A 19,176-nucleotide genomic window follows, 5' to 3' on the forward strand; every position below is an offset into this window, starting at 1 on the left:
CCCGAAAACAGCAGGAATCAACATGAGCGAAAGCTTCGCAGAACTATTTGAAGAAAGCCTGAAATCCCTCGACATGCAGCCGGGTGCCATCATCACCGGCATCGTGGTCGACATCGACGGTGACTGGGTCACCGTGCATGCCGGCCTGAAGTCCGAGGGCGTCATCCCGGTCGAGCAGTTCTACAACGAGCAGGGCGAGCTGACCATCAAGGTGGGTGACGAGGTCCACGTTGCTCTGGACGCGGTCGAAGATGGCTTTGGCGAAACCAAGCTGTCCCGTGAAAAGGCCAAGCGCGCGGAATCCTGGATTGTTCTGGAAGCGGCTTTCGCTGCTGAAGAAGTGGTCAAGGGCGTCATCAACGGCAAGGTCAAGGGCGGTTTCACCGTCGACATCAACGGTATCCGTGCATTCCTGCCGGGTTCGCTGGTCGATGTCCGTCCGGTTCGCGACACCACGCACCTGGAAGGCAAAGAGCTCGAGTTCAAAGTCATCAAGCTCGACCAGAAGCGCAACAACGTTGTCGTTTCCCGCCGCAGCGTGTTGGAAGCCGAGAACAGTGCCGAGCGTGAGGCTCTGCTGGAGTCCCTGCAGGAAGGCCAGGTCGTCAAGGGTATCGTCAAGAACCTCACCGACTACGGTGCGTTCGTCGACCTGGGCGGCGTGGATGGTCTGCTGCACATCACCGATATGGCCTGGAAGCGTATCAAGCATCCGTCCGAGATCGTCAACGTCGGCGACGAGATCGATGTCAAGGTGCTGAAGTTCGACCGCGAGCGCAACCGCGTATCGCTGGGTCTGAAGCAGCTGGGCGAAGACCCATGGGTCGCCATCAAGGCTCGTTATCCGGAAGGCACCCGCGTCATGGCTCGCGTCACCAACCTCACCGACTACGGCTGCTTCGCCGAGCTGGAAGAGGGTGTCGAGGGTCTGGTGCACGTGTCCGAAATGGACTGGACCAACAAGAACATCCACCCGTCGAAGGTCGTACAGGTCGGCGACGAAGTGGAAGTCATGGTCCTGGATATCGACGAAGAGCGTCGTCGTATCTCCCTGGGCATCAAGCAGTGCAAGTCCAACCCGTGGGAAGACTTTTCTGCCCAGTTCAACAAGGGCGACCGCATCTCCGGCACCATCAAGTCGATCACCGATTTCGGTATCTTCATCGGCCTGGAAGGCGGTATCGACGGTCTGGTTCACCTGTCGGACATCTCCTGGAACGAGGCGGGCGAAGAAGCCGTGCGTCGTTTCAAGAAGGGCGACGAGCTGGAAACCGTCATCCTTTCCGTTGACCCGGAGCGCGAGCGCATTTCCCTGGGTATCAAGCAACTGGAAGATGATCCGTTCTCCAACTATGTCAGCCTGAACGACAAGGGCAGCATCGTTCGCGGCACCGTGAAGGAAGTTGATGCCAAGGGTGCGGTGATCGACCTGGGCAACGATATCGAAGCCACCCTCAAGGCTTCCGAAATCAGCCGTGATCGCGTTGAAGACGCGCGCAACGTGCTGAAGGAAGGTGATGAGGTCGAGGCCAAGATCATCAACATCGATCGCAAGTCCCGCGTCATCAACCTGTCCATCAAGTCCAAGGATGTCGAGGACGAGAAGGACGCGATGAACCAGCTGCGCAGCAAGCAGGAAGTCGAAAGCACTGGTCCGACCACCATTGGTGATCTGATCCGCGCTCAGATGGAAAACCAGAACTAAGTTTCTGTTTTTCTCCTGAATGAAAAAGGGCGAACTTCGGTTCGCCCTTTTTTGTGCCTGAGTTTCAGCGGCGTCCAGGTCAGCGATGCTTGTGTCCGCGCACCGAGAGCGAATGGTTCACCGCCAGCCAGCTTTCCACCGCTTGCTCGCCGATTTCGGCAAAGACTTTCTCCAATAGCCTGACCTGCTCGCGGCGCAGTTGCTGTTCTAGCTTCGCGCCTTCGGCGGTGAAGCGCAGGATGCGCTTACGCTTGTCTTCCTCGGCAGGCAGGCTTTCGACCAGATGCATCTCGACCAATTGGCGCAGCGGGATATTCAGTGCCTGTTTGCTCACCCCCAGATAGCCGAGCAGTTCCTTGACGTTCAGGTTGGGGTAGCTACCGATGAAGAACAGAATCCTGTGATGGACACGCGACAGGCCCCGGCGCGCGAGAATCTCGTCTGGCTTGGCGGTGAACGCCTGGTAGCCGAGAAAGAAGGTCTCCATGATCTGTCGTTGCGTAGTGCTTTTTTTTAGGTCAGGCATATTGACGTATTTATTCGGCGAGGCGTAATTTCGGTCAAGAAGTTTGACGTATTTTTCCTGCCCCTGCATCCCGGTACCGAAATGCCTTTCTCCGAACGTATCGATCGCCTGAAAAGCTCGCTTATCCGCGAGATCCTCGCTGCAGCGCAGCGCCCGGAAGTCATGTCGTTTGCCGGTGGGTTGCCGGCAGAGCCGATGCTGCCTGCGGTCGATTGGTCGCAAATGCCGGCGAGCCTCGGGCAGTACGGCATGAGCGAAGGGGAGCCCGAGCTTCGTGAAGTCATTGCCGCCCAGGCGCGGCTGCTCGGCGTGCCCTGCGATGCCAGCCAGGTACTCATTCTCAGTGGCTCGCAGCAGGCGCTGGACCTCGCTTCGAAGCTGTTTATCGATCCCGGTACCGAGGTCCTCGTCGAGGCGCCCACCTATCTGGCTGCGCTGCAATCGTTCCAGCTGTTCGGAGCCGACTGTCTGGCCGTTGCGCAGGAGGCGGACGGCCCGTGCCTGAGCGACCTCCGTGCACGCCTGGCGCGCCACAAGCCGGCATTCGCTTATCTGATCCCGACCTTTCAGAATCCATCCGGCGTGCGTTATAGCGAAGCGAAGCGCGACGCGGTGGCTGCATTGCTCGATGAGTTCGAAGTCACTCTGCTCGAGGATGAGCCCTACCGCGAACTGGTATTCGATGAAGGCATGGCCAGCCCGATCGTCGGCAGGCTGCGCAAGGCCAGCTGGATCTACACCGGCACGGTGTCCAAGACGCTCCTGCCTGGCCTGCGAGTGGGCTACCTGATTGCGTCGCCCGACCTGTATCCCTATTTGCTGCGACTCAAGCAGTCGGCTGATCTACACACCAATCGCATCGGCCAGTGGCAAGCCCTGCAGTGGCTGGGCAGCTCCGCCTATGCGGACCATCTGGCTGCGCTCAGGTCGTTTTACCGAGAACGCCGCGATGCCATGCAGGCCGCGCTGCAGGAGCATTTCTCCGAACTGGCGAACTGGGAGGTCCCTCAGGGCGGCTTGTTCTTCTGGCTCGCGCTGAAGCAACCGCTCGACACACGCACCTTGCTTCGGCCTGCCTTGGCTGAAGACGTCGCGTTCATGCCGGGCGAGCCTTTCTTCGTCGATCCGGAACGCAACCCGGGCTACCTGCGGCTCAATTTCAGCCACGTTGCGCCAGAGCGTCTTAGCGAAGGCGTGCGGCGACTGGCAGCGGTGATTCGCGACGCGCAAGCGGCGCGGGCGGCTTAGAAGGCGGTTGGTTCAAGGCACTGGAGGGTGTCATGTACAAGGTTTACGGCGATTACCGGTCGGGCAACTGCTACAAGGTCAAGCTGATGCTGCACCTGCTGCAGCAGCCTTATGAGTGGGTGCCGGTGAATATCCTGCGCGGCGAGACTCGTTCGGAGGATTTCCTGAAGAAGAATCCCAACGGCAAGATTCCGGTGCTCGAACTCGACGATGGTTCGTGCCTATGGGAGTCCAACGCGATTCTCAATTTTCTGGCCGAGGGAAGCGAGTTCCTTCCGCGTGAGCCGCGTTTGCGCACTCAGGTGCTGCAGTGGCAGTTCTTCGAGCAGTACAGCCACGAGCCCTATATTGCGGTGGCGCGCTACATCAAGGTCTACCTTGGGCTGCCGGAGGAGCGTAAGGCTGAATACGAGGCCCGCTTGTTCGACGGCTACCACGCACTGAACGTGATGGAGCAGCAGTTGTTGCGCACACCGTTCCTGGTTGGCGATCGTTATTCGATTGCGGATGTGGCGCTGTATGCGTACACGCATGTAGCGCCCGAGGGCGGCTTCGACCTGACCGATTATCCGGCCATCCGTGGATGGCTGGCACGGGTTGCCAGCCATCCACGTCACGTGGGTATGTTCGACTGAAAAAACGGCTCCGGTAGCCGCTCGGACGATCAGGCACCGAGCGGGTGCCGGCTCGGTTTACTTGACCAGGCCGAGGAACTCGCTGCGAGTCGCCGCGTTGTCACGGAACTGGCCGAGCATGACCGAGGTAACCATCGAGGAGTTCTGTTTCTCCACGCCGCGCATCATCATGCACATGTGCTGGGCCTCGATGACCACTGCAACGCCCGCGGCACCGGTGACCTGTTGAACCGCCTCGGCGATCTCGCGGGTAAGGTTTTCCTGGATCTGCAGGCGGCGCGCGTACATGTCGACGATCCGCGCAACTTTCGACAGCCCCAACACCTTGCCGGCAGGCAGGTAGGCGACGTGCGCCTTGCCGATGAACGGCAGCATGTGATGCTCGCAGAGCGAATAAAGCTCGATGTTCTTGACCAGCACCATTTCGCTGTTGTCGGAGCTGAACAGCGCGCCGTTGGTAACTTCTTCCAGCGTCTGCTGATAGCCCTTGCACAGGTACTGCATGGCTTTGGCGGCGCGTTTGGGCGTGTCGAGCAGGCCCTCGCGAGAGACGTCCTCACCGAGCTGAGTGAGGATCTGGGTGTAATTGTGTTCCAGTGACATCGAACGACCTGTGGGTGTCTTGGCAGAGCGAACGCGAAGGGTAGGCGGCAGCCGGTTCGCTGGCAAGCGTCATGACGGCAATGGCGCGACGAGTTGCCGCGCCAGCTTCATTCGTCGCGGCCTTCGAGCATCGTCCGCTTGAGCATGACGTAGAGGGCGCCTGTCCCACCATGGCGTGGCAGGCAGGACGCGAACCCCAGTACCTGCGGATGCTGACGCAGCCAGGTGTTGACGTGGCTTTTGATCAGAGGCCGCTTGCCATCCAGCCGGGCAGCCTTGCCGTGCGTTACCCGCACACAGCGGATTTCATAGCGAGTTGCTTCAGCGATGAAATCCCAAAGCTGCTGGCGCGCCTTTTCCACCGTCAGGCCATGAAGATCCAGGCTGCCTTCAAAAGCTATCTGGCCCGCCTTGAGCTTGCGCATCTGGCCGTCCTGGACACCGTCTCGGGCCCAGTACAGCTCGTCTTCCGCGCCCACATCAATGACGAACTGGTCCGAAAGGCCGTCGACGCGGATCGCCTCGGTACTCATGCTCGCGTTGGCGCGACGCTCGGCGATCTGCTGCCTGTTGTTACGCGGTTTGCCTGTTTCGGCCCGGTCGTGCGTGATCGGCTTCACGCCGCGTACTGCAGCCTGGAACAGGGAAAAGTCGTCATCTTGATCGTTCTGCATGGGCCTCTCCGCATCGGCGCGCCAGTTTAACGCAAGTGCTGGGCAGCATGCCCCGGCGGCTATTGCCGCTTCTTCAGCAGCCCTGGCGAGAGACAGAGCTCCCCGGAACGCTTCCCGCTTCGGCGAATGCGACGCCAGAGCAGCAGGCCGACCAGGAGCAGGGCAAGGCCGATAGCCGTCAGCGGCCCACCTGCATCGGCAGCGAGTTCGGCCGATGCCTGCCCTGCGAGGGCGGCAAGTCCCGTTGCGGTCAACAGTAGGCCGGCACAGCACAGCGTCAAGGCCAGCAGGCCGGCCAGACGCACCCAGACGCTGCGGCGGCGTGGTCGTAGGCGGCGCGCATCGAAGCTGTCAGGCACTCTCATCGAATCTACCTCTCCGGGTCGGCGGCCGGCCTCAACCGCGGTTGCGCCCGGGTGGTAACGAAAGGGGCTGGCCGTGTCAGCGGGTCAGCGCCTCGGTATTGGGTACGCAGACGGCGAAGTTGTCCGCCAGAATGGTCATTTCCATCCGATGGACCTGATCGGCATCGACAGTGCCTTCACCCATGGGCAGGTCTCGGGTTGCACAAGCGCTGTCGACCAGCGTGCAGCGGTAGCCATAGTCCTTTGCCGCACGCACGGTGGTGCTGATGCTCGAGTGGGTCATGAAACCGCAGACGATCAGGTCCAGACGACCGTGTTGCTGCAGCAGTTCATGCAGGTCGGTGCCGGCGAAGGCGTTGGGCAGCCGCTTGGCGACTATGGTCTCGCCGGCTAGCGGGGCTGCCTCGGGCATGATCTGGCCGCGAAAACCCTGCGGATCGAACAGGCCGCCGGAAATGCCGAGATGATGGACGTGCACCACGGGCGCTCCGGCTTCCCGGGCCGCGGCGAGCAGGCGGGTGATCTCGGGCAGCGCCGTGCCCAGCGCGGGCAACGCCAGCACGCCGCTGCGGTATTCCTCTTGTACGTCGATGACCAGCAAGGTGGCGTTGGCCAGCGTCGCAGGTGCATAGCTGCGGCCACTCAGTTGAAGCATGGTCTGTGGCTTGGTCATTCTCGACTCCTTGTTCCATGAGGGGGCTGATTGTGGCGTGCCGGGGCGAGGTTGTGAACCGCCGGTACGCCGAAGTCCGCCGCGCGCAGCGTACAGCCCGGCGACCCCGGGCGCTCCCGTCGATCGGTGCATTTACAGACCCGCTATCTGTTGTTCTAGCAGGCTTGCCCGGCGCTCGCTGGCCTTCGCCGCCGCTGCTAAACTGCCCGGCTTTTTCCAGGAGGCGCTGTCATGATCGTTTCGCCCTCGCGTCTGCAAACGCTGCGTGACTACATCCGTTGGGCGGTCAGCCGCTTTCACGAGCATGGGGTCTATTTCGGGCATGGCACGGACAACGCCTGGGATGAGGCGCGCCTGCTGGTCCTCGGCGGGTTGCACCTGCCATGGGCGATGGCCGATGCCTACCTCGACTGCCGGCTCGAAGAAGCCGAGTGTCTTCACCTGAACGAGCTGTTGCGCCGACGTATCGAAGAACGTGTGCCGGCGGCCTATCTGCTGGGGGAGGCCTGGTTCTGTGGCTTGCCGTTTATCGTCGATGAGCGCGTGCTGGTGCCGCGCTCACCGATCGCCGAATACATCGAGCGCCAGTTCGCCCCATGGTTGCCCAAGACGCCGGCGCGCATCCTCGATCTGTGCACCGGCTCGGGCTGCATTGGCATCGCCTGTGCCTATGAGTTTCCAGATGCCGAGGTGGTGCTCGCCGATCTGTCGTACGACGCACTCGAAGTGGCCAACCTGAACATCGAGCAGCACGAGCTGGAAGGGCGGGTGTACACGGTGCAGAGCGATGGCTTCGATGGGCTGCCGGGCCAGCGTTTCGATCTGATCGTGTCCAACCCGCCGTATGTCGACCTCGAGGACTTCGCCTCCATGCCCGATGAGTACCAGCACGAGCCCGAGCTTGGCCTGGCCTGCGGTGACGATGGCCTCGACCTGGTCCGGCGTATGCTCGCCGAGGCCGCCGACCATCTCACCGATGATGGCCTGCTGGTGGTCGAGGTCGGCAATAGCCAGGTCCACGTCGAGGCGCTGTACCCGGAGGTCGATTTCACCTGGCTGGAATTCCAGCGTGGCGGTCATGGCGTGTTCCTGCTGGCGGCGCAGCAGTGCCGTGAACACCAGGCGCTGTTTCGCCAGCGGCTCGTTCCGACCGGGCGTTAACGCGTCGCCATCCAGATCAGCAGGCCGGCCTGGAACAGCGCAAAGGCAATCAGGCAGACGATGGTGAAGCGCAGCGTGCCGTCCTCACGGCGGAGCCGGCTGATGCGTTCCTGGAGCTGGCCGAGCTGATTCTGCTGGTCCAGCAGGTTGCGGTCGGCCTGCTCCAGCATCGCGGCGGCATCGCTGAGTCCGATGACCTGCACCTTGTCCTCGTTCCAGTCTGGCCGCAGCGCGCTGACGCGTGGCGCGCTGTAGCTCGGCCGTGCGCCGCCGGTGGTCGGGTAGTCGACGTCGAAGCCCTGGGTTCGCAGGCAATGGTCGCGGCGCATGCGCTGTTCGTCGCTAAGCGCCTCCGCCGGCAGTGTGCCGCCCTCGACCAGGTAGTGTCCCCAGCGCTTCTGCGCCCAGTGAATCGCGCGAGCCAGCAGGAAGCGCCCCAGCCCGCGGTTCGCCGGCTCGATTTGCAGGCCGCTGTCGGGGCCGAAGCGGATCTCCTTGCTGCGATGATCGGCCCAGACTTCGAGCATGTTCAGCTTGCGAGCACGCAACTGTCCCGGCACCTGAATGAACAGGCGTAGCAGGCTCTGTTGCTGGCTGTGGCGTTCGACCTGGCCGAGCTCGACGAAGCGCAATGGACGCGGCCCCAGATCACGCTCGGTCGGCAGCGGAGCCAGGCGCAGCAACTCGAAGCGCTCGGCGGGCAGCTCGCTCCACGGGTGCTTGGGCGGATTGGCGTTTTCGGCGTCGGTGGTCGGTGATGGCTCGGTCATGCTGGCTCGGTCCGCAAGGCTGCTGCGCCGTCTTATCGGCAGCAGGGCCGCTATCTGGAGGATGGCAGCAGGCCAGTATCGAGCAGAAAGGTCTCGATGCGAATGAGCAGTTCATGGGCCAGCGGTAGTTGTGGCTCGTTGTACGACGCCAGCGGGGCAGGGCTGTCTGGCGCGACGATCCGCAGTACATGGTTCATGCCGGCAATCACGGCGAGCTCTGCCTCGGGCCTGGCGGCGTGCAAGGCGCTGGCGTCGGCCAGGCTGACCTGGGCATCGCGGCTGCCCTGGATGATCAGCGTCGGGCAGCGGGTTGCGGCCATAGCCGTGGCGGGGTCATGACGAAAAAGCGATATCAGGTACGGCTGGACGCTCGAGCGAAACAGCACCTTTAGCGGCTCGGGAACCTGCTCGTTGGTTCGTCCGGCCTTGAGTTCGTCGATCAGGTAGCTGCTGTTGGCGAGCAGGTCCGGGCCCAGCTTGCCTTGCAGCTGCTGCCGCAGCAATTCGTCGATCGGTCGGCCGCTGCCGGCAATGCTGATCAGCGCTGCCGGGTCGACCTGTGCGGCTGCCAGGCTGGCCACCAGTGCCCCTTCGCTGTGGCCGATGAAAAACTGCGGACCGAGGCGTTGGTCGGCTTGTAGCCGGTGGCTCCAGGCAATGAGGTCATCAACGTAGCCCTCGACGCTCAGCGTTCCCTCGTCGCGCCCTGCATCGAGGCTGGCGGCGACGCCGCGCTTGTCATAGCGCAGGCTGGCGACACCCATCTTCGCCAGCGCGGCGGCCAGCTTGCGCAGACTGTCATTGCGCGCAAGAGGATTGTTGCCGTTGCGGTCGGTAGGCCCCGAACCGGCGACCAGCAGGGCGACCGGCATGGGCGAACGGCCGTCGCCGGGTAGCACGAGCGTGCCGAACAGCCGGCCGCTCGGTGTGTCGAGCGTGACGGGCTCGGTCAGGACGCTGCGCGCCTGGCTGGCAAGCGGCAGGACCAACATACAGATCAGTACCAGTAGGCGCATGGCGGCTTTCGGGAAATGGGGCTAGTCGGACGCCGATTGAGGGTTTTCGTTCCGCCATGGTGCGGTTGCCGGGCGATTAAAGACAGCCGTGCTCAGGTATACTTCCGGCCCTTTGTCTTGGTCGATCGCGGAGCCCCTGCATGTCCGGCAACACATACGGCAAGCTGTTCACCGTCACCACTGCTGGTGAAAGTCACGGCCCGGCGCTGGTCGCCATCGTCGACGGCTGCCCGCCGGGTTTGGAGCTGTCCCTGCAGGACCTGCAGCGAGACCTGGACCGGCGCAAGCCCGGCACCAGCCGCCACACCACCCAGCGCCAGGAGGCCGACGAGGTCGAGATCCTCTCTGGCGTATTCGAAGGCAGGACGACTGGCTGCCCGATCGGCCTGTTGATCCGCAACACCGACCAGAAGTCCAAGGACTACTCGGCGATCAAGGACCTGTTCCGCCCGGCGCATGCCGACTACACCTACCATCACAAATATGGTGTCCGCGATTACCGTGGTGGCGGCCGCAGCTCGGCGCGTGAAACCGCCATGCGCGTGGCGGCTGGAGCGATTGCCAAGAAGTACCTGGCAAGCCTCGGCATTCAGGTGCGTGGCTACATGAGCCAGCTCGGCCCGATCGAGATCCCCTTCAAGACCTGGGACAGCGTCGAGCAAAACGCCTTTTTCTGCCCCGATCCGGACAAGGTGCCGGAGCTTGAGGCTTACATGGACCAGCTGCGCCGTGACCAGGATTCGGTGGGCGCGAAGATCACCGTGGTCGCCGACGGCGTGATGCCGGGCCTCGGCGAGCCCATCTTCGATCGGCTGGATGCCGAGCTGGCCCATGCGCTGATGAGCATCAACGCAGTCAAGGGCGTCGAGATCGGTGCCGGCTTCGCGTGCGTAGCCCAGCGCGGCACTGAGCACCGCGATGAGCTGACTCCCGAGGGGTTCCTGTCCAACCATGCGGGCGGCATTCTCGGCGGTATCTCCAGTGGCCAGCCGATCATTGCCCATCTGGCGCTCAAGCCGACCTCCAGCATCACCACGCCCGGCCGCTCGATCGATGTGCACGGCAACCCTGTCGAAGTCATCACCAAGGGGCGGCATGACCCCTGTGTCGGTATTCGTGCGACGCCGATCGCCGAAGCGATGATGGCCATCGTGCTGATGGACCACCTGCTGCGCCAGCGCGCGCAGAATGCCGAAGTGGCGGTGTCCACGCCGGTGCTCGGGCAGCGATGAGGCGAGCGGCGTGGCGAGGGGGTGCATGCGCCACCTCGGCCGGCGCCGGCCACGCGCGCTCCGGTGCCGCTCGGCCATGACGGTTCCGCTCCCATACTGGCGTTTGTCGGGCTTCTATTTCTTCTACTTCGCACTGCTCGGAGCGACGGCGCCGTTTCTCGCGCTCTATTTCGATCACCTGGGCTTCGACGCCGAACGTATCGGCGAGCTGATCGCGATACCGATGCTGATGCGCTGCGTGGCGCCCAACCTCTGGGGTTGGCTCGGCGACCGAAGCGGGCGCCGACTGGAGATCGTCCGCCTCGGGGCGCTCTGTACGCTGGCGTCCTTCGGCCTGATCTTTCTCGACAAGAGTTTTGCCTGGCTGGCACTGGTCATGGCCCTGCATGCCTTCTTCTGGCATGCCGTGCTGCCGCAGTTCGAGGTGATCACCCTGGCCCACCTGCACGGCCAGACAGCGCGCTACAGCCAGGTGCGCCTGTGGGGCAGCATCGGCTTCATCGTCGCCGTGGTTGGGCTGGGCCAGGCCTTCGAGCGCTTCAGCCTGGACTACTACCCGCACTTGGTCATGCTGGTGATGATCGGCATCGTCGCCGGCAGCGCCTGGGTGCCTAACGCCCGCCCGCATGGGCATGACGCCAGAACCGACACGGGTGGCTTCCTGCGCCAGCTGCTACGGCCGCAGGTGCTGGCGTTCTACCTCGCGGTAGGGCTGATGCAGTTGTCGCACGGCCCGTATTACACCTTCCTCAGCATCCATCTGGAAACCCTGGGCTACGCGCGTGGCACCATCGGCCTGCTCTGGGCGCTTGGCGTGGTAGCGGAAATCCTGCTGTTCCTGGCAATGGCGCGTCTGCTCGAACGCTTCAGCCTGCGCCGGATTCTGCTCGCCAGCTTCCTGCTCGCGGCGTTGCGCTGGCTGCTGCTGGGGACCCTGGCCGAGCATATCGGCGTGCTGCTCATCGCCCAGCTGATGCACGCGGCGACTTTCGGCAGCTTCCATGCGGCCGCGATCCACTTCGTCCAGCGCAGCTTTGGCCAGAACCAGCAGGGCCAGGGACAGGCGCTGTACGCTTCGCTGGCCGGTGTCGGCGGTGCGCTGGGTGCGCTCTACGCCGGCTATAGCTGGAACAGCCTGGGGGCGACCTGGACATTTCTGCTGGCCAGCCTGGCTGCACTGATAGCGGCCGCTATCATTGCCCTTCGTTTGCAGGAGGAGCAGGCATGACCGCGACACGCGACCAGCTGACCCGGGCAATCATCGAGGCCGGCCGCTCTATTCATGCGCGCGGCTGGTCGCCGGCCACCAGCGGCAACTATTCGGCGCGCCTGACCAGCGCCGAGGTATTGCTGACCGTTTCGGGCTCGCACAAGGGCCAGCTCGGCGCGGATGATCTGGTGGCTGTGGACATGCAGGGTGCCAGCCTGGAACCGGGCAAGCAGCCATCGACCGACACCTCGCTACACACCCAGCTATACCGCTGGAAACCCGAGATTGGCGCGGTGCTGCACACCCACTCGGTCAGCGCCACCGTGCTGTCGCGGATCGCCACTGGCGACTCGCTGCTCTTCGCCGACGACGAACTGCTGAAGGCCTTCGCCGGGGTGACCACGCACGCATGCCAGGTACGGGTGCCGGTCCTTGAAAATGACCCGTCGATCACCGGTCTGGCCGCAGCCGTACAGCCATGGCTGCAGGCGCATCCCGACTGCGCCGGCTACCTCGTTCGCGGCCACGGCCTGTACACCTGGGGCGCCACGCTGAGTGATGCCCTGCGGCAGGTTGAGGCCTTTGAATTCCTGTTCGAGTGCGAGCTGAGGATGCGCGCACTGCAGCAGCACTGATTCCTGCGCAAGGCGCAATCAATTCGGGAGAACAAACATGAGTGTGCTCAGCGTTTATCACCAGGACCGTCCGGAGCAGCCGCTGAAGGTTCTGACCTATCTCGAGGACATCGCCAGCACGCTGGCTGATGTCGGCGTGCAGCTGGAGCGCTGGGAAGCCGGCGCTCCGATCGTCGCTGGCGCCAGTCAGGATGAGGTGCTCGCCGCCTATCGTCCGCAGATCGACAAGCTGATGAGCGAGCGCGGCTATGTCACCGTCGACGTCATCAGCATGACCCGCGACCATCCGCAGAAGGCCGAGCTGCGCGCAAAGTTTCTCGAGGAGCATCGCCACGCCGAGGATGAGGTGCGCTTTTTCGTGGCCGGGCGCGGCTTGTTCACGCTGCACATCGAGGACATGGTCTATGCAGTGCTCTGCGAGAAGAACGATCTGATTTCGGTGCCGGCCGGCACTCGCCACTGGTTCGACATGGGCGAGGAGCCGCATTTCGTTGCGATCCGCCTGTTCAATAATCCCGACGGTTGGGTCGCCGAGTTCACCGGCGATGACATCGCCAGCCGCTTCCCGCGTCTGGAGGACTGAGGTGGCTGCCCGTGCACGTCACGGTCCGCAGTTTCTCGATGATCGATTCCGGCGCCTTGGCTGGTAACTGAACCCTGCAGGTGCGCTGGCATCCTAATTACGAACCTTCTTGAAGGGGAGTAACCCTATGGATGCCTTTGGTGGAATTCTCGGTCTGATCATCCTGCTGCTGGATATCTGGGCCATCGTCAGTATCGTTCGCAGTGACGCCACGGGCGGCAAGAAAGTGCTCTGGGTGCTGCTGATTCTCATCCTGCCGGTGCTTGGCCTGATTCTCTGGGGCATCATGGGGCCGCGTGGCAATCGGCCCGACGCCCGCAGCGAAATTCGCCGTTGATGCTCGACTCGCTCAGTTTGCCGCTGGCGATTCTGGTCGCCGTGCTGGATCTGGTCGCTCTCGTCCAGATCTGGCGCAGCCGGATCGAGTTCGGCCGCAGGGTCATCTGGAGCCTGGTGATACTTCTGCTTCCGGTCGTCGGGCTGGTCATGTGGGCCATCGCCGCCGGTCCCTGGGGCAAAGCGAGGCTCTAGCGCTTCGGCGCGAACGCCTGTGCCGCATAGGCCTGCCAGATATGTATGGCCGCGTAGGCGCGCCAGGGGCGCCAGGCTTCGGCGCGCGCCGCCAGTTCGCTTGCGGTGATAGGGCCGCCCCACAGTGGCGCTTTCAACAGGCCAAGGTCCGCGCTGGGAAAGGCATCCGGCGCGCCAAAGCCGCGTAGCGCAATGTATTCGGCGGTCCACGGGCCGATACCTGGCAGTTCGCAAAGTTGCCGCACCAATTCTTCGCTACCCGCTGCGATATCCAGTTGCAGCCGCCCGTCGGCGACCGCGCACGCCAGGTGCTGCAGCGCGGCCAGTCGTTTGGCCGGCATGCCGATGTTGTCCAGCGTCGCTTCGGCGATGGCCTGCGCACTGGGAAACAGACGCTCCACGCCGTGCGGGGCGTCGACCAGCGGCTCGCCCAGGCGGTCGACCAGACGCCGGGTGATGGTGACTGCCGCCTTGACCGAAACCTGTTGGCCGACGATCGCCCGCACGGCCTGTTCGAACGGATCGTAGGCCGCTGGAACGCGCAGGCCCGGGTTGGCCAGCACTCCGGGCGCCAGTTTCGCGTCCTGGCAGAGGTGCGCGGCGATCGCCACGGGGTCGGCATCGAGATCGAACATACGTCGGACGCGCGCCGCAATCGCGCTTTGCACCGGTTGCAGCGCGTCGCTGAGCGTTAGCGCCAGCGCCGGTCGGTCGGCCAGCGGTGCCACGCTCAGCCAGCCGCGTAGCTGGCCAACGTGAACGCTTCGGCTGTAGCTGTTTGCACTCAGTGCTTCCACGCCCGGCAGCAGGCGCATGGCAAAGTGCTGATAAAACTGGGACCAGTTCCAGGGTTCCAGGTAGGGCAGGTACAGCGTTTGGCTCATGGTTAAGTTCCGCGTTCAGGGCCGTTGCCGGTTGTGCGTCGCAAGCCGGCTTTCTGGCATTCTACGACCAAGGTATAACAACGGCCGTTCTGCCAGGTGGCACCAGCGAGGCGCCGCGGCCGGCCAGCCATAAGGGGACCACCCATGACCGATTTTCAGGAAACGCTATACGACGGCTACGGCCAGCGCTTTCGCATCGACCGGGTGCTCCACGAAGTACGCACCGAACATCAGCACCTGATCATCTTCGAGAACGCCCGCATGGGGCGGGTGATGGCCCTCGATGGGGTCGTCCAGACCGCCGAGGCCGACGAATTCATCTATCACGAGATGCTCACTCACGTGCCGATCCTCGCGCATGGCCTGGCCCGGCGCGTGTTGATCGTTGGCGGCGGCGATGGCGGCATCTTGCGCGAGGTCTGCAAGCATCGCAGCGTCGAGCAGATCACCATGGTCGAGATCGATGAAACCGTAGTGCAACTTTGCAAGGCGCTGCTGCCCAACCATTCCAGCGGTACCTTCGAGGATCCTCGGCTGAGCCTGGTCATCGAAGACGGCATGCGCTTTGTCGCCGACTGCGAAGAAAAATTCGATGTGATCATTTCCGACTCCACTGATCCCGTGGGGCCAGGCGAAGTGCTGTTTTCCGAGAACTTCTATCAGGCTTGCCGCCGCTGTCTGAACGAAGGCGGCATTCTGGTGGCGCAGAACGGCATGCCGTTCCTGCAGCTTGGCGAGGTGCAGGCCAGCGCCAGGCGGATGCACGGTCTGTTTGCCGACTGGCATTTCTACCAGGCTGCCGTGCCGACCTATATCGGTGGCGCGATGACCTTTGCCTGGGGTGCATGCGATCCGGCCAGCCGCAAGGTGCCCCTCGACACCCTGACCCAGCGTCTGGCTGGCAGCGGAATCGTCACGCGCTATTACAACGCGCATGTCCATTGCGGTGCCTTTGGCCTGCCGCAATACGTGCTGCAGGCCATCGGCAAACCGAGCAACGACTGACCCTGCTTGCGCGCCCGTCGTACCCGGCGGGTCATTGCTTCGCTATTCTCTGGTTACCAGCCGGTAACCGCGCCGATGGCTCTGTTCATCGGGTCGGGGAAACCTCGCGCGCTGGCGTGGTCCGTTGTAGCAAGCGTCTCATCCATCGCTAGAGGAGGTAGAACCATGAGCGCCACCTTCCACGAGGATGTCAGCAGCGCCGTCCTGCGTCAGATGAAAGAGGGCGGTTTCGACTTTTCACGGGTCCATCCGATCGAGTTCTATGCGGTATTCGCCGACCGCGACAAGGCCAGCAAGGTGGCCGGCAAGTTCCGTGGCGAAAGTGTCAACGCGCAGGTACTGCCGCGGGACGACGGTGCCTGGAATCTGCAGGTCAGCAAGGTGATGTACGCCACGTTCGAAGGCATCGACGATTTCGAACAGAGCCTGGAGAGCCTCGTCGAACCTCTGGGGGGCGAGCTGGATGGCTGGGGCGTCACTCAGGAACTCAGCCGTCCGGGTTGTTGACCGTCATTGTCGTTGCAGCCCGTTGCGTAGCGCCATGTCCCAGGGGGGCTGAGGGCCGAAACGGGCCTTGAGAAACTCCAGCAGCAATCGGCAGCGCGAGTCGGCCTCGCGCGTCAGGCGCAGCGCGTAGATGCCGCTGGGCTCTGGCGTGGGCAGGCCGTCGTCGCAGAACAGCGGTGTCAGTTCGCCACGCAAGAGATGATCACTGATCAGCCAGGTAGGCAGGTGGGCAATGCCCAGCCCGGCGAGCACACCGCTGAGCAAGGCCTCGGCATTGTTGGCGCGCATGCGAAGGCGAGCGGGGCGGCAAAGCACTGGCTTGCCGCTTTCGCTGAAACGCCAGGCGTAGGGCGGCGCGAGTACATCCCAATCCAGACCGTCATGCCCGGCCAGTTCGCTGGGGCGCAGGGGCGTGCCGTGGCGCTCCAGGTACGCCGGGCTGGCGCAGGCGATGCGAACCATCGGCGCCAGAGGGGTCGCCACCAGGCGCGTATCGGCGAGTGGGCCGATGCGTAGCACCAGGTCGACTTCTCCCAGATGCTCGCCATGCAGGTCGACGAAGCTGTCGATCAGGCGCAGCTGCACATCGACGTTCGGGTAGGCGACAAGAAAGTCGGCGAGCACGGGCGCCAGGTGCCGACGTCCGAAAGGGGTGGGGGCATCGATGCGGATCAGCCCTTGAGGAGCGCCGTCACGCGCGGCGACTTCGGCTCGCGCCAGCTGCAGCTCCTGGACGATCCGCCGGGCGCGCTCGGCGAACGCCAGCGCCGCGGAGGTCGGTCGCACTGCATGCGTGCTGCGGTTGAACAGCTGGCAGCCGAGGCTGCGCTCCAAGGCATCGATGCGCCGGGCGATGGCGGACGGTGTCAGTGCTTGCTGGCGTGCAACGGTGGAAAAGGAGCCGCTCTCCAGTACATCGAGAAACAGGCGAAGCGGTGCGGAAAGATCATCAGCGGCCATGACGTGTCGCTTTTGCGGAATAGGCCAAGCCATTGTGCGTGGCTGTGCGTTTTCCCGCCAGCGCGGCGCTTCTACCATGGGCGCCTTTGCCGAGGGAGCGTCGCGGAAAATGCTAGACCTGTTGCTGAATCTCGCGCTGGGCCTTGCGCTGGGGACGCTGGGTGGCCTGTTTGGCATCGGCGGTGGGCTCATCGCCATTCCGGTGCTGGGTGTGTTGTTCGGGCTGGACCAGCAGCTTGCCCAGGGCACCGCGCTGGTAATGGTCGTGCCCAACGTACTCCTGGCAATCTGGCGCTATCACCAGCGCAACCGAATCGACTGGCGCCATGCCGTTGCCTTGGGCGTACCGAGTTTCTGTTTCGCGATTCTCGGTTCGGCGATTGCCGTTTCGCTCGATGCCCAGCGTATGCGTCTGGCGTTCGTCGGCTTTCTGCTGGCGTTGGCAGCACACACGCTGTGGCGTGCCTATAGCCAGCGTGCCCCAGGTGGCACGACGCTGCGTCATCCGTGGCCGTGGCTGGGTGTGCTCGGTGCGGGGGCCGGCGCGCTGGGTGGATTGTTCGGCGTTGGCGGCGCAGTGCTGGCCACGCCCGTGCTGACCGGCGTGTTCGGCACGACGCAGGTCATTGCCCAGGGGCTTTCGCTGTCGCTGGCAGCGCCCAGTACCGGCGTGACGCTGGCGACCTACGCACTGCACGGCCAGGTGGACTGGGCACTTGGCCTGCCGCTGGCCGCCGGCGGGCTGCTGAGCATCAGCCTCGGGGTTCGCCTGGCCCATGCACTGCCCGAGCGGCTGCTGCGCGTGGCCTTCAGCGCATTTCTGGTGCTCAGTGCGGTCATGCTGGCACTTGAGGTGTAGCGTTCCGTTCGCCAAGGCGCAGGCGGCGTATCTCGCGGCGTGCACTGCGCGCCAGGCGGATGCTGAGCAACATCGCCGCGCAGCTCAGCCCGGCGATCAGCCCCTGCCAGAGCCCGCTGGGGCCTGAGGCCGGGCCCAGGATATCGGTCAGGCCCAGCAGGTAGCCCAGCGGCAAGCCGATGCCCCAGTAGGCGAAAAGCGTGAACACCATCGTCATGCGCGTGTCCTGGTACCCGCGCAGGGCGCCGGCGGCGGTGACCTGCACCACGTCGGAGAACTGGAACAGCGCGGCATAGAAGAACAGCCCCGCGGCGACTGCGATCACGGCGGGGTCGGCGGTATAGATGCGCGCGATGGGTTCGGCGAACAGCAACATGGAAGCCGCCGAGAAGCATGCATAGACCAGCGCCGAGGCGATGCCGGTGCCGGCGGCGAAGCGCGCTTCCCGCGGTTCCCTTCGGCCCAGTGCCTGACCGACGCGCACCGTCACAGCCATGCCCAGCGACAGTGGAATCATGAAGATCAGCGAGGTGAAATTCAGGGCGATCTGGTGCCCGGCGACTACGGTTGCGCCAAGAGCGCCGATCAGTAGTGCGATCACCGAGAAAATGCTGGCCTCGGCGAACACGGCGACGCCGATCGGAACGCCGACCGACAGCAGCTGCCGGAGCTCCGGCCAGTGCGGGCGATCGAAACGGGCAAACAGCTGGCTGGGCCGGTAGCAGGCGGCACGACGTACCCAGAACAGCATCGCGGCGAACATGAACAGCATGACCAGCGCCGTGGCCACGCCGCAGCCGACGCCGCCCAGCGCGGGCACGCCGAACTTGCCATAGATGAAGATGTAGTTCAGCGGGATGTTCAGCAACAGCCCGAGAAGGCCGATCACCATGCTCGGCCGCGTGTGGCCGAGCCCGTCGCTGTAGCAGCGCAGCACCTGATACAGGCCGACGGCAGGAAAGCCGCAGGCGACCGCCTTCAGATAGGTCATGCTGGGCGCGATAAGCGTGCTCTGGACATTCATCAGCCGCAGCACCGGTTCGGCATTCCACATCAGGACTGCGCACAGCGTGCCCAGCCCGGCGCCCATCCAGAGTGCCTGGCGCACCAGCGGGCCGATGTCCTGATGATTGCCGGCGCCGAAACGCTGCGCCACCTTCGGTGTGGTCGCCAGGACGATGCCGGTCAGTAGCAGATAGATCGGTACCCAGATGGAATTGCCCAGTGCGACGGCCGCCAGATCGGCGGGACCGACCCGGCCGGCCATCACCGTGTCGACGAAACCCATGGCAGTGTGCGCCAGTTGCGCGATCATCATCGGCAGCGCCAGGGCAAACAGGCTGCGCAACTCCTGGCGGATACGCCGGAGCTTTTGCTCGACAGGCATTTCTTGC

At 63.8% G+C, this 19,176-nt stretch carries 23 protein-coding genes; 13 read left to right on the forward strand and 10 right to left on the reverse strand.

Annotated elements, in window-relative coordinates; translation table 11 throughout:
* Positions 1-22 precede the first annotated feature (22 nt).
* The gene (rpsA, locus tag AC0KXH_RS07715; RefSeq protein WP_041105204.1) at positions 23-1,705 is read left to right on the forward strand and encodes a 30S ribosomal protein S1; all 1,683 of its coding nucleotides are present in this window, start codon (positions 23-25) and stop codon (positions 1,703-1,705) included.
* Between the two features lie 79 nt (positions 1,706-1,784).
* Here the strand turns inward: rpsA and AC0KXH_RS07720 are convergent, their stop codons facing one another.
* Complete coding sequence (locus tag AC0KXH_RS07720) at positions 1,785-2,231, reverse strand: MarR family winged helix-turn-helix transcriptional regulator (protein ID WP_043219617.1); 447 nt, start codon at positions 2,229-2,231, stop codon at positions 1,785-1,787.
* Between the two features lie 81 nt (positions 2,232-2,312).
* Here AC0KXH_RS07720 and AC0KXH_RS07725 point away from each other — a divergent pair, with 81 nt between their 5' ends.
* Both AC0KXH_RS07725 and AC0KXH_RS07730 read left to right on the forward strand, forming a co-directional pair.
* Positions 2,313-3,479, forward strand: a complete 1,167-nt coding sequence (locus AC0KXH_RS07725) for an aminotransferase-like domain-containing protein (protein WP_061341327.1) — start codon at positions 2,313-2,315, stop codon at positions 3,477-3,479.
* Positions 3,480-3,511: 32 nt separating this feature from the next.
* Complete coding sequence (locus tag AC0KXH_RS07730; RefSeq protein ID WP_488224437.1) at positions 3,512-4,114, forward strand: glutathione S-transferase family protein; 603 nt, start codon at positions 3,512-3,514, stop codon at positions 4,112-4,114.
* A 57-nt stretch (positions 4,115-4,171) separates the two neighbouring features.
* Here AC0KXH_RS07730 and folE read toward each other — a convergent pair whose 3' ends face one another.
* The 4 genes from folE to AC0KXH_RS07750 form a co-directional block, all read right to left on the reverse strand.
* Complete coding sequence (gene folE / locus AC0KXH_RS07735) at positions 4,172-4,717, reverse strand: GTP cyclohydrolase I FolE (protein WP_041105210.1); 546 nt, start codon at positions 4,715-4,717, stop codon at positions 4,172-4,174.
* A gap of 107 nt (positions 4,718-4,824) precedes the next feature.
* The gene (locus tag AC0KXH_RS07740; protein WP_041105212.1) at positions 4,825-5,391 is read right to left on the reverse strand and encodes a Smr/MutS family protein; all 567 of its coding nucleotides are present in this window, start codon (positions 5,389-5,391) and stop codon (positions 4,825-4,827) included.
* A gap of 59 nt (positions 5,392-5,450) precedes the next feature.
* The gene (locus AC0KXH_RS07745; RefSeq protein WP_488224438.1) at positions 5,451-5,756 is read right to left on the reverse strand and encodes a hypothetical protein; all 306 of its coding nucleotides are present in this window, start codon (positions 5,754-5,756) and stop codon (positions 5,451-5,453) included.
* 76 nt (positions 5,757-5,832) lie between these two features.
* A complete protein-coding gene (locus tag AC0KXH_RS07750; RefSeq protein WP_043219625.1) occupies positions 5,833-6,429 on the reverse strand; it encodes a cysteine hydrolase family protein in 597 nt (198 codons plus the stop codon).
* 231 nt (positions 6,430-6,660) lie between these two features.
* Between AC0KXH_RS07750 and prmB the strand changes: the two genes are divergently transcribed.
* Complete coding sequence (prmB, locus tag AC0KXH_RS07755; protein ID WP_488224439.1) at positions 6,661-7,590, forward strand: 50S ribosomal protein L3 N(5)-glutamine methyltransferase; 930 nt, start codon at positions 6,661-6,663, stop codon at positions 7,588-7,590.
* On the opposite strand, the gene AC0KXH_RS07760 is transcribed toward prmB, so the two are convergent.
* Positions 7,587-8,360 carry a hypothetical protein gene (locus AC0KXH_RS07760; protein WP_061339375.1) on the reverse strand — a complete coding sequence of 258 codons (774 nt, stop codon included), beginning with the start codon at positions 8,358-8,360 and terminating at the stop codon, positions 7,587-7,589. The two genes, prmB and AC0KXH_RS07760, sit on opposite strands and share 4 nt — an antisense overlap.
* Positions 8,361-8,410: 50 nt before the next feature.
* On the reverse strand, positions 8,411-9,376 hold the full coding sequence (locus AC0KXH_RS07765; RefSeq protein ID WP_488224440.1) for an alpha/beta hydrolase: 966 nt from the start codon (positions 9,374-9,376) through the stop codon (positions 8,411-8,413).
* A 140-nt stretch (positions 9,377-9,516) separates the two neighbouring features.
* On the opposite strand from AC0KXH_RS07765, the gene aroC reads away from it, so the two are divergent.
* The 6 genes from aroC (at position 9,517) to AC0KXH_RS07795 (ending at position 13,567) form a co-directional block, all read left to right on the forward strand.
* Positions 9,517-10,608 carry a chorismate synthase gene (gene aroC / locus AC0KXH_RS07770; protein WP_041105224.1) on the forward strand — a complete coding sequence of 364 codons (1,092 nt, stop codon included), beginning with the start codon at positions 9,517-9,519 and terminating at the stop codon, positions 10,606-10,608.
* Positions 10,609-10,684: 76 nt separating this feature from the next.
* Complete coding sequence (locus AC0KXH_RS07775) at positions 10,685-11,836, forward strand: MFS transporter (RefSeq protein ID WP_488224441.1); 1,152 nt, start codon at positions 10,685-10,687, stop codon at positions 11,834-11,836.
* On the forward strand, positions 11,833-12,453 hold the full coding sequence (locus AC0KXH_RS07780) for a methylthioribulose 1-phosphate dehydratase (RefSeq protein ID WP_488224442.1): 621 nt from the start codon (positions 11,833-11,835) through the stop codon (positions 12,451-12,453). The genes AC0KXH_RS07775 and AC0KXH_RS07780 overlap by 4 nt, the downstream gene beginning before the upstream one ends.
* A 37-nt stretch (positions 12,454-12,490) precedes the next feature.
* Positions 12,491-13,036, forward strand: a complete 546-nt coding sequence (locus AC0KXH_RS07785) for a 1,2-dihydroxy-3-keto-5-methylthiopentene dioxygenase (protein ID WP_312939708.1) — start codon at positions 12,491-12,493, stop codon at positions 13,034-13,036.
* A gap of 127 nt (positions 13,037-13,163) precedes the next feature.
* Positions 13,164-13,373, forward strand: a complete 210-nt coding sequence (locus AC0KXH_RS07790) for a PLDc N-terminal domain-containing protein (protein WP_043219642.1) — start codon at positions 13,164-13,166, stop codon at positions 13,371-13,373.
* A complete protein-coding gene (locus tag AC0KXH_RS07795; protein ID WP_488224443.1) occupies positions 13,373-13,567 on the forward strand; it encodes a PLDc N-terminal domain-containing protein in 195 nt (64 codons plus the stop codon). Before AC0KXH_RS07790 ends, AC0KXH_RS07795 begins: the two co-directional genes overlap by 1 nt.
* On the opposite strand, the gene AC0KXH_RS07800 is transcribed toward AC0KXH_RS07795, so the two are convergent.
* Complete coding sequence (locus tag AC0KXH_RS07800; RefSeq protein ID WP_041105238.1) at positions 13,564-14,451, reverse strand: DNA-3-methyladenine glycosylase family protein; 888 nt, start codon at positions 14,449-14,451, stop codon at positions 13,564-13,566. The genes AC0KXH_RS07795 and AC0KXH_RS07800 overlap by 4 nt on opposite strands.
* A 144-nt stretch (positions 14,452-14,595) precedes the next feature.
* On the opposite strand from AC0KXH_RS07800, the gene speE reads away from it, so the two are divergent.
* On the forward strand, positions 14,596-15,456 hold the full coding sequence (gene speE, locus AC0KXH_RS07805; protein ID WP_488224444.1) for a polyamine aminopropyltransferase: 861 nt from the start codon (positions 14,596-14,598) through the stop codon (positions 15,454-15,456).
* A 165-nt stretch (positions 15,457-15,621) separates the two neighbouring features.
* Positions 15,622-15,963 carry a ribonuclease E inhibitor RraB gene (locus AC0KXH_RS07810; protein ID WP_041105242.1) on the forward strand — a complete coding sequence of 114 codons (342 nt, stop codon included), beginning with the start codon at positions 15,622-15,624 and terminating at the stop codon, positions 15,961-15,963.
* 3 nt (positions 15,964-15,966) lie between these two features.
* Here the strand turns inward: AC0KXH_RS07810 and AC0KXH_RS07815 are convergent, their stop codons facing one another.
* On the reverse strand, positions 15,967-16,923 hold the full coding sequence (locus tag AC0KXH_RS07815; RefSeq protein WP_041105244.1) for a LysR family transcriptional regulator: 957 nt from the start codon (positions 16,921-16,923) through the stop codon (positions 15,967-15,969).
* A gap of 109 nt (positions 16,924-17,032) precedes the next feature.
* On the opposite strand from AC0KXH_RS07815, the gene AC0KXH_RS07820 reads away from it, so the two are divergent.
* The gene (locus AC0KXH_RS07820) at positions 17,033-17,782 is read left to right on the forward strand and encodes a sulfite exporter TauE/SafE family protein (RefSeq protein WP_041105246.1); all 750 of its coding nucleotides are present in this window, start codon (positions 17,033-17,035) and stop codon (positions 17,780-17,782) included.
* On the opposite strand, the gene AC0KXH_RS07825 is transcribed toward AC0KXH_RS07820, so the two are convergent.
* Positions 17,760-19,169 carry an MATE family efflux transporter gene (locus AC0KXH_RS07825; RefSeq protein ID WP_488224445.1) on the reverse strand — a complete coding sequence of 470 codons (1,410 nt, stop codon included), beginning with the start codon at positions 19,167-19,169 and terminating at the stop codon, positions 17,760-17,762. The two genes, AC0KXH_RS07820 and AC0KXH_RS07825, sit on opposite strands and share 23 nt — an antisense overlap.
* Positions 19,170-19,176: the final 7 nt, after the last annotated feature.

Source organism: Stutzerimonas sp. CXK-1 (genome assembly GCF_057738225.1).

Excerpts from the sequence above, each read along its gene's own strand:
- rpsA (WP_041105204.1), top strand. The coding sequence starts at position 23 with ATGAGCGAAAGCTTCGCAGAACTATTTGAAGAAAGCCTGAAATCCCTC.
- AC0KXH_RS07720 (WP_043219617.1), bottom strand. The coding sequence starts at position 2,231 with ATGCCTGACCTAAAAAAAAGCACTACGCAACGACAGATCATGGAGACC.
- AC0KXH_RS07725 (WP_061341327.1), top strand. The coding sequence starts at position 2,313 with ATGCCTTTCTCCGAACGTATCGATCGCCTGAAAAGCTCGCTTATCCGC.
- AC0KXH_RS07730 (WP_488224437.1), top strand. The coding sequence starts at position 3,512 with ATGTACAAGGTTTACGGCGATTACCGGTCGGGCAACTGCTACAAGGTC.
- folE (WP_041105210.1), bottom strand. The coding sequence starts at position 4,717 with ATGTCACTGGAACACAATTACACCCAGATCCTCACTCAGCTCGGTGAG.
- AC0KXH_RS07740 (WP_041105212.1), bottom strand. The coding sequence starts at position 5,391 with ATGCAGAACGATCAAGATGACGACTTTTCCCTGTTCCAGGCTGCAGTA.
- AC0KXH_RS07745 (WP_488224438.1), bottom strand. The coding sequence starts at position 5,756 with ATGAGAGTGCCTGACAGCTTCGATGCGCGCCGCCTACGACCACGCCGC.
- AC0KXH_RS07750 (WP_043219625.1), bottom strand. The coding sequence starts at position 6,429 with ATGACCAAGCCACAGACCATGCTTCAACTGAGTGGCCGCAGCTATGCA.
- prmB (WP_488224439.1), top strand. The coding sequence starts at position 6,661 with ATGATCGTTTCGCCCTCGCGTCTGCAAACGCTGCGTGACTACATCCGT.
- AC0KXH_RS07760 (WP_061339375.1), bottom strand. The coding sequence starts at position 8,360 with ATGACCGAGCCATCACCGACCACCGACGCCGAAAACGCCAATCCGCCC.
- AC0KXH_RS07765 (WP_488224440.1), bottom strand. The coding sequence starts at position 9,376 with ATGCGCCTACTGGTACTGATCTGTATGTTGGTCCTGCCGCTTGCCAGC.
- aroC (WP_041105224.1), top strand. The coding sequence starts at position 9,517 with ATGTCCGGCAACACATACGGCAAGCTGTTCACCGTCACCACTGCTGGT.
- AC0KXH_RS07775 (WP_488224441.1), top strand. The coding sequence starts at position 10,685 with ATGACGGTTCCGCTCCCATACTGGCGTTTGTCGGGCTTCTATTTCTTC.
- AC0KXH_RS07780 (WP_488224442.1), top strand. The coding sequence starts at position 11,833 with ATGACCGCGACACGCGACCAGCTGACCCGGGCAATCATCGAGGCCGGC.
- AC0KXH_RS07785 (WP_312939708.1), top strand. The coding sequence starts at position 12,491 with ATGAGTGTGCTCAGCGTTTATCACCAGGACCGTCCGGAGCAGCCGCTG.
- AC0KXH_RS07790 (WP_043219642.1), top strand. The coding sequence starts at position 13,164 with ATGGATGCCTTTGGTGGAATTCTCGGTCTGATCATCCTGCTGCTGGAT.
- AC0KXH_RS07795 (WP_488224443.1), top strand. The coding sequence starts at position 13,373 with ATGCTCGACTCGCTCAGTTTGCCGCTGGCGATTCTGGTCGCCGTGCTG.
- AC0KXH_RS07800 (WP_041105238.1), bottom strand. The coding sequence starts at position 14,451 with ATGAGCCAAACGCTGTACCTGCCCTACCTGGAACCCTGGAACTGGTCC.
- speE (WP_488224444.1), top strand. The coding sequence starts at position 14,596 with ATGACCGATTTTCAGGAAACGCTATACGACGGCTACGGCCAGCGCTTT.
- AC0KXH_RS07810 (WP_041105242.1), top strand. The coding sequence starts at position 15,622 with ATGAGCGCCACCTTCCACGAGGATGTCAGCAGCGCCGTCCTGCGTCAG.
- AC0KXH_RS07815 (WP_041105244.1), bottom strand. The coding sequence starts at position 16,923 with ATGGCCGCTGATGATCTTTCCGCACCGCTTCGCCTGTTTCTCGATGTA.
- AC0KXH_RS07820 (WP_041105246.1), top strand. The coding sequence starts at position 17,033 with ATGCTAGACCTGTTGCTGAATCTCGCGCTGGGCCTTGCGCTGGGGACG.
- AC0KXH_RS07825 (WP_488224445.1), bottom strand. The coding sequence starts at position 19,169 with ATGCCTGTCGAGCAAAAGCTCCGGCGTATCCGCCAGGAGTTGCGCAGC.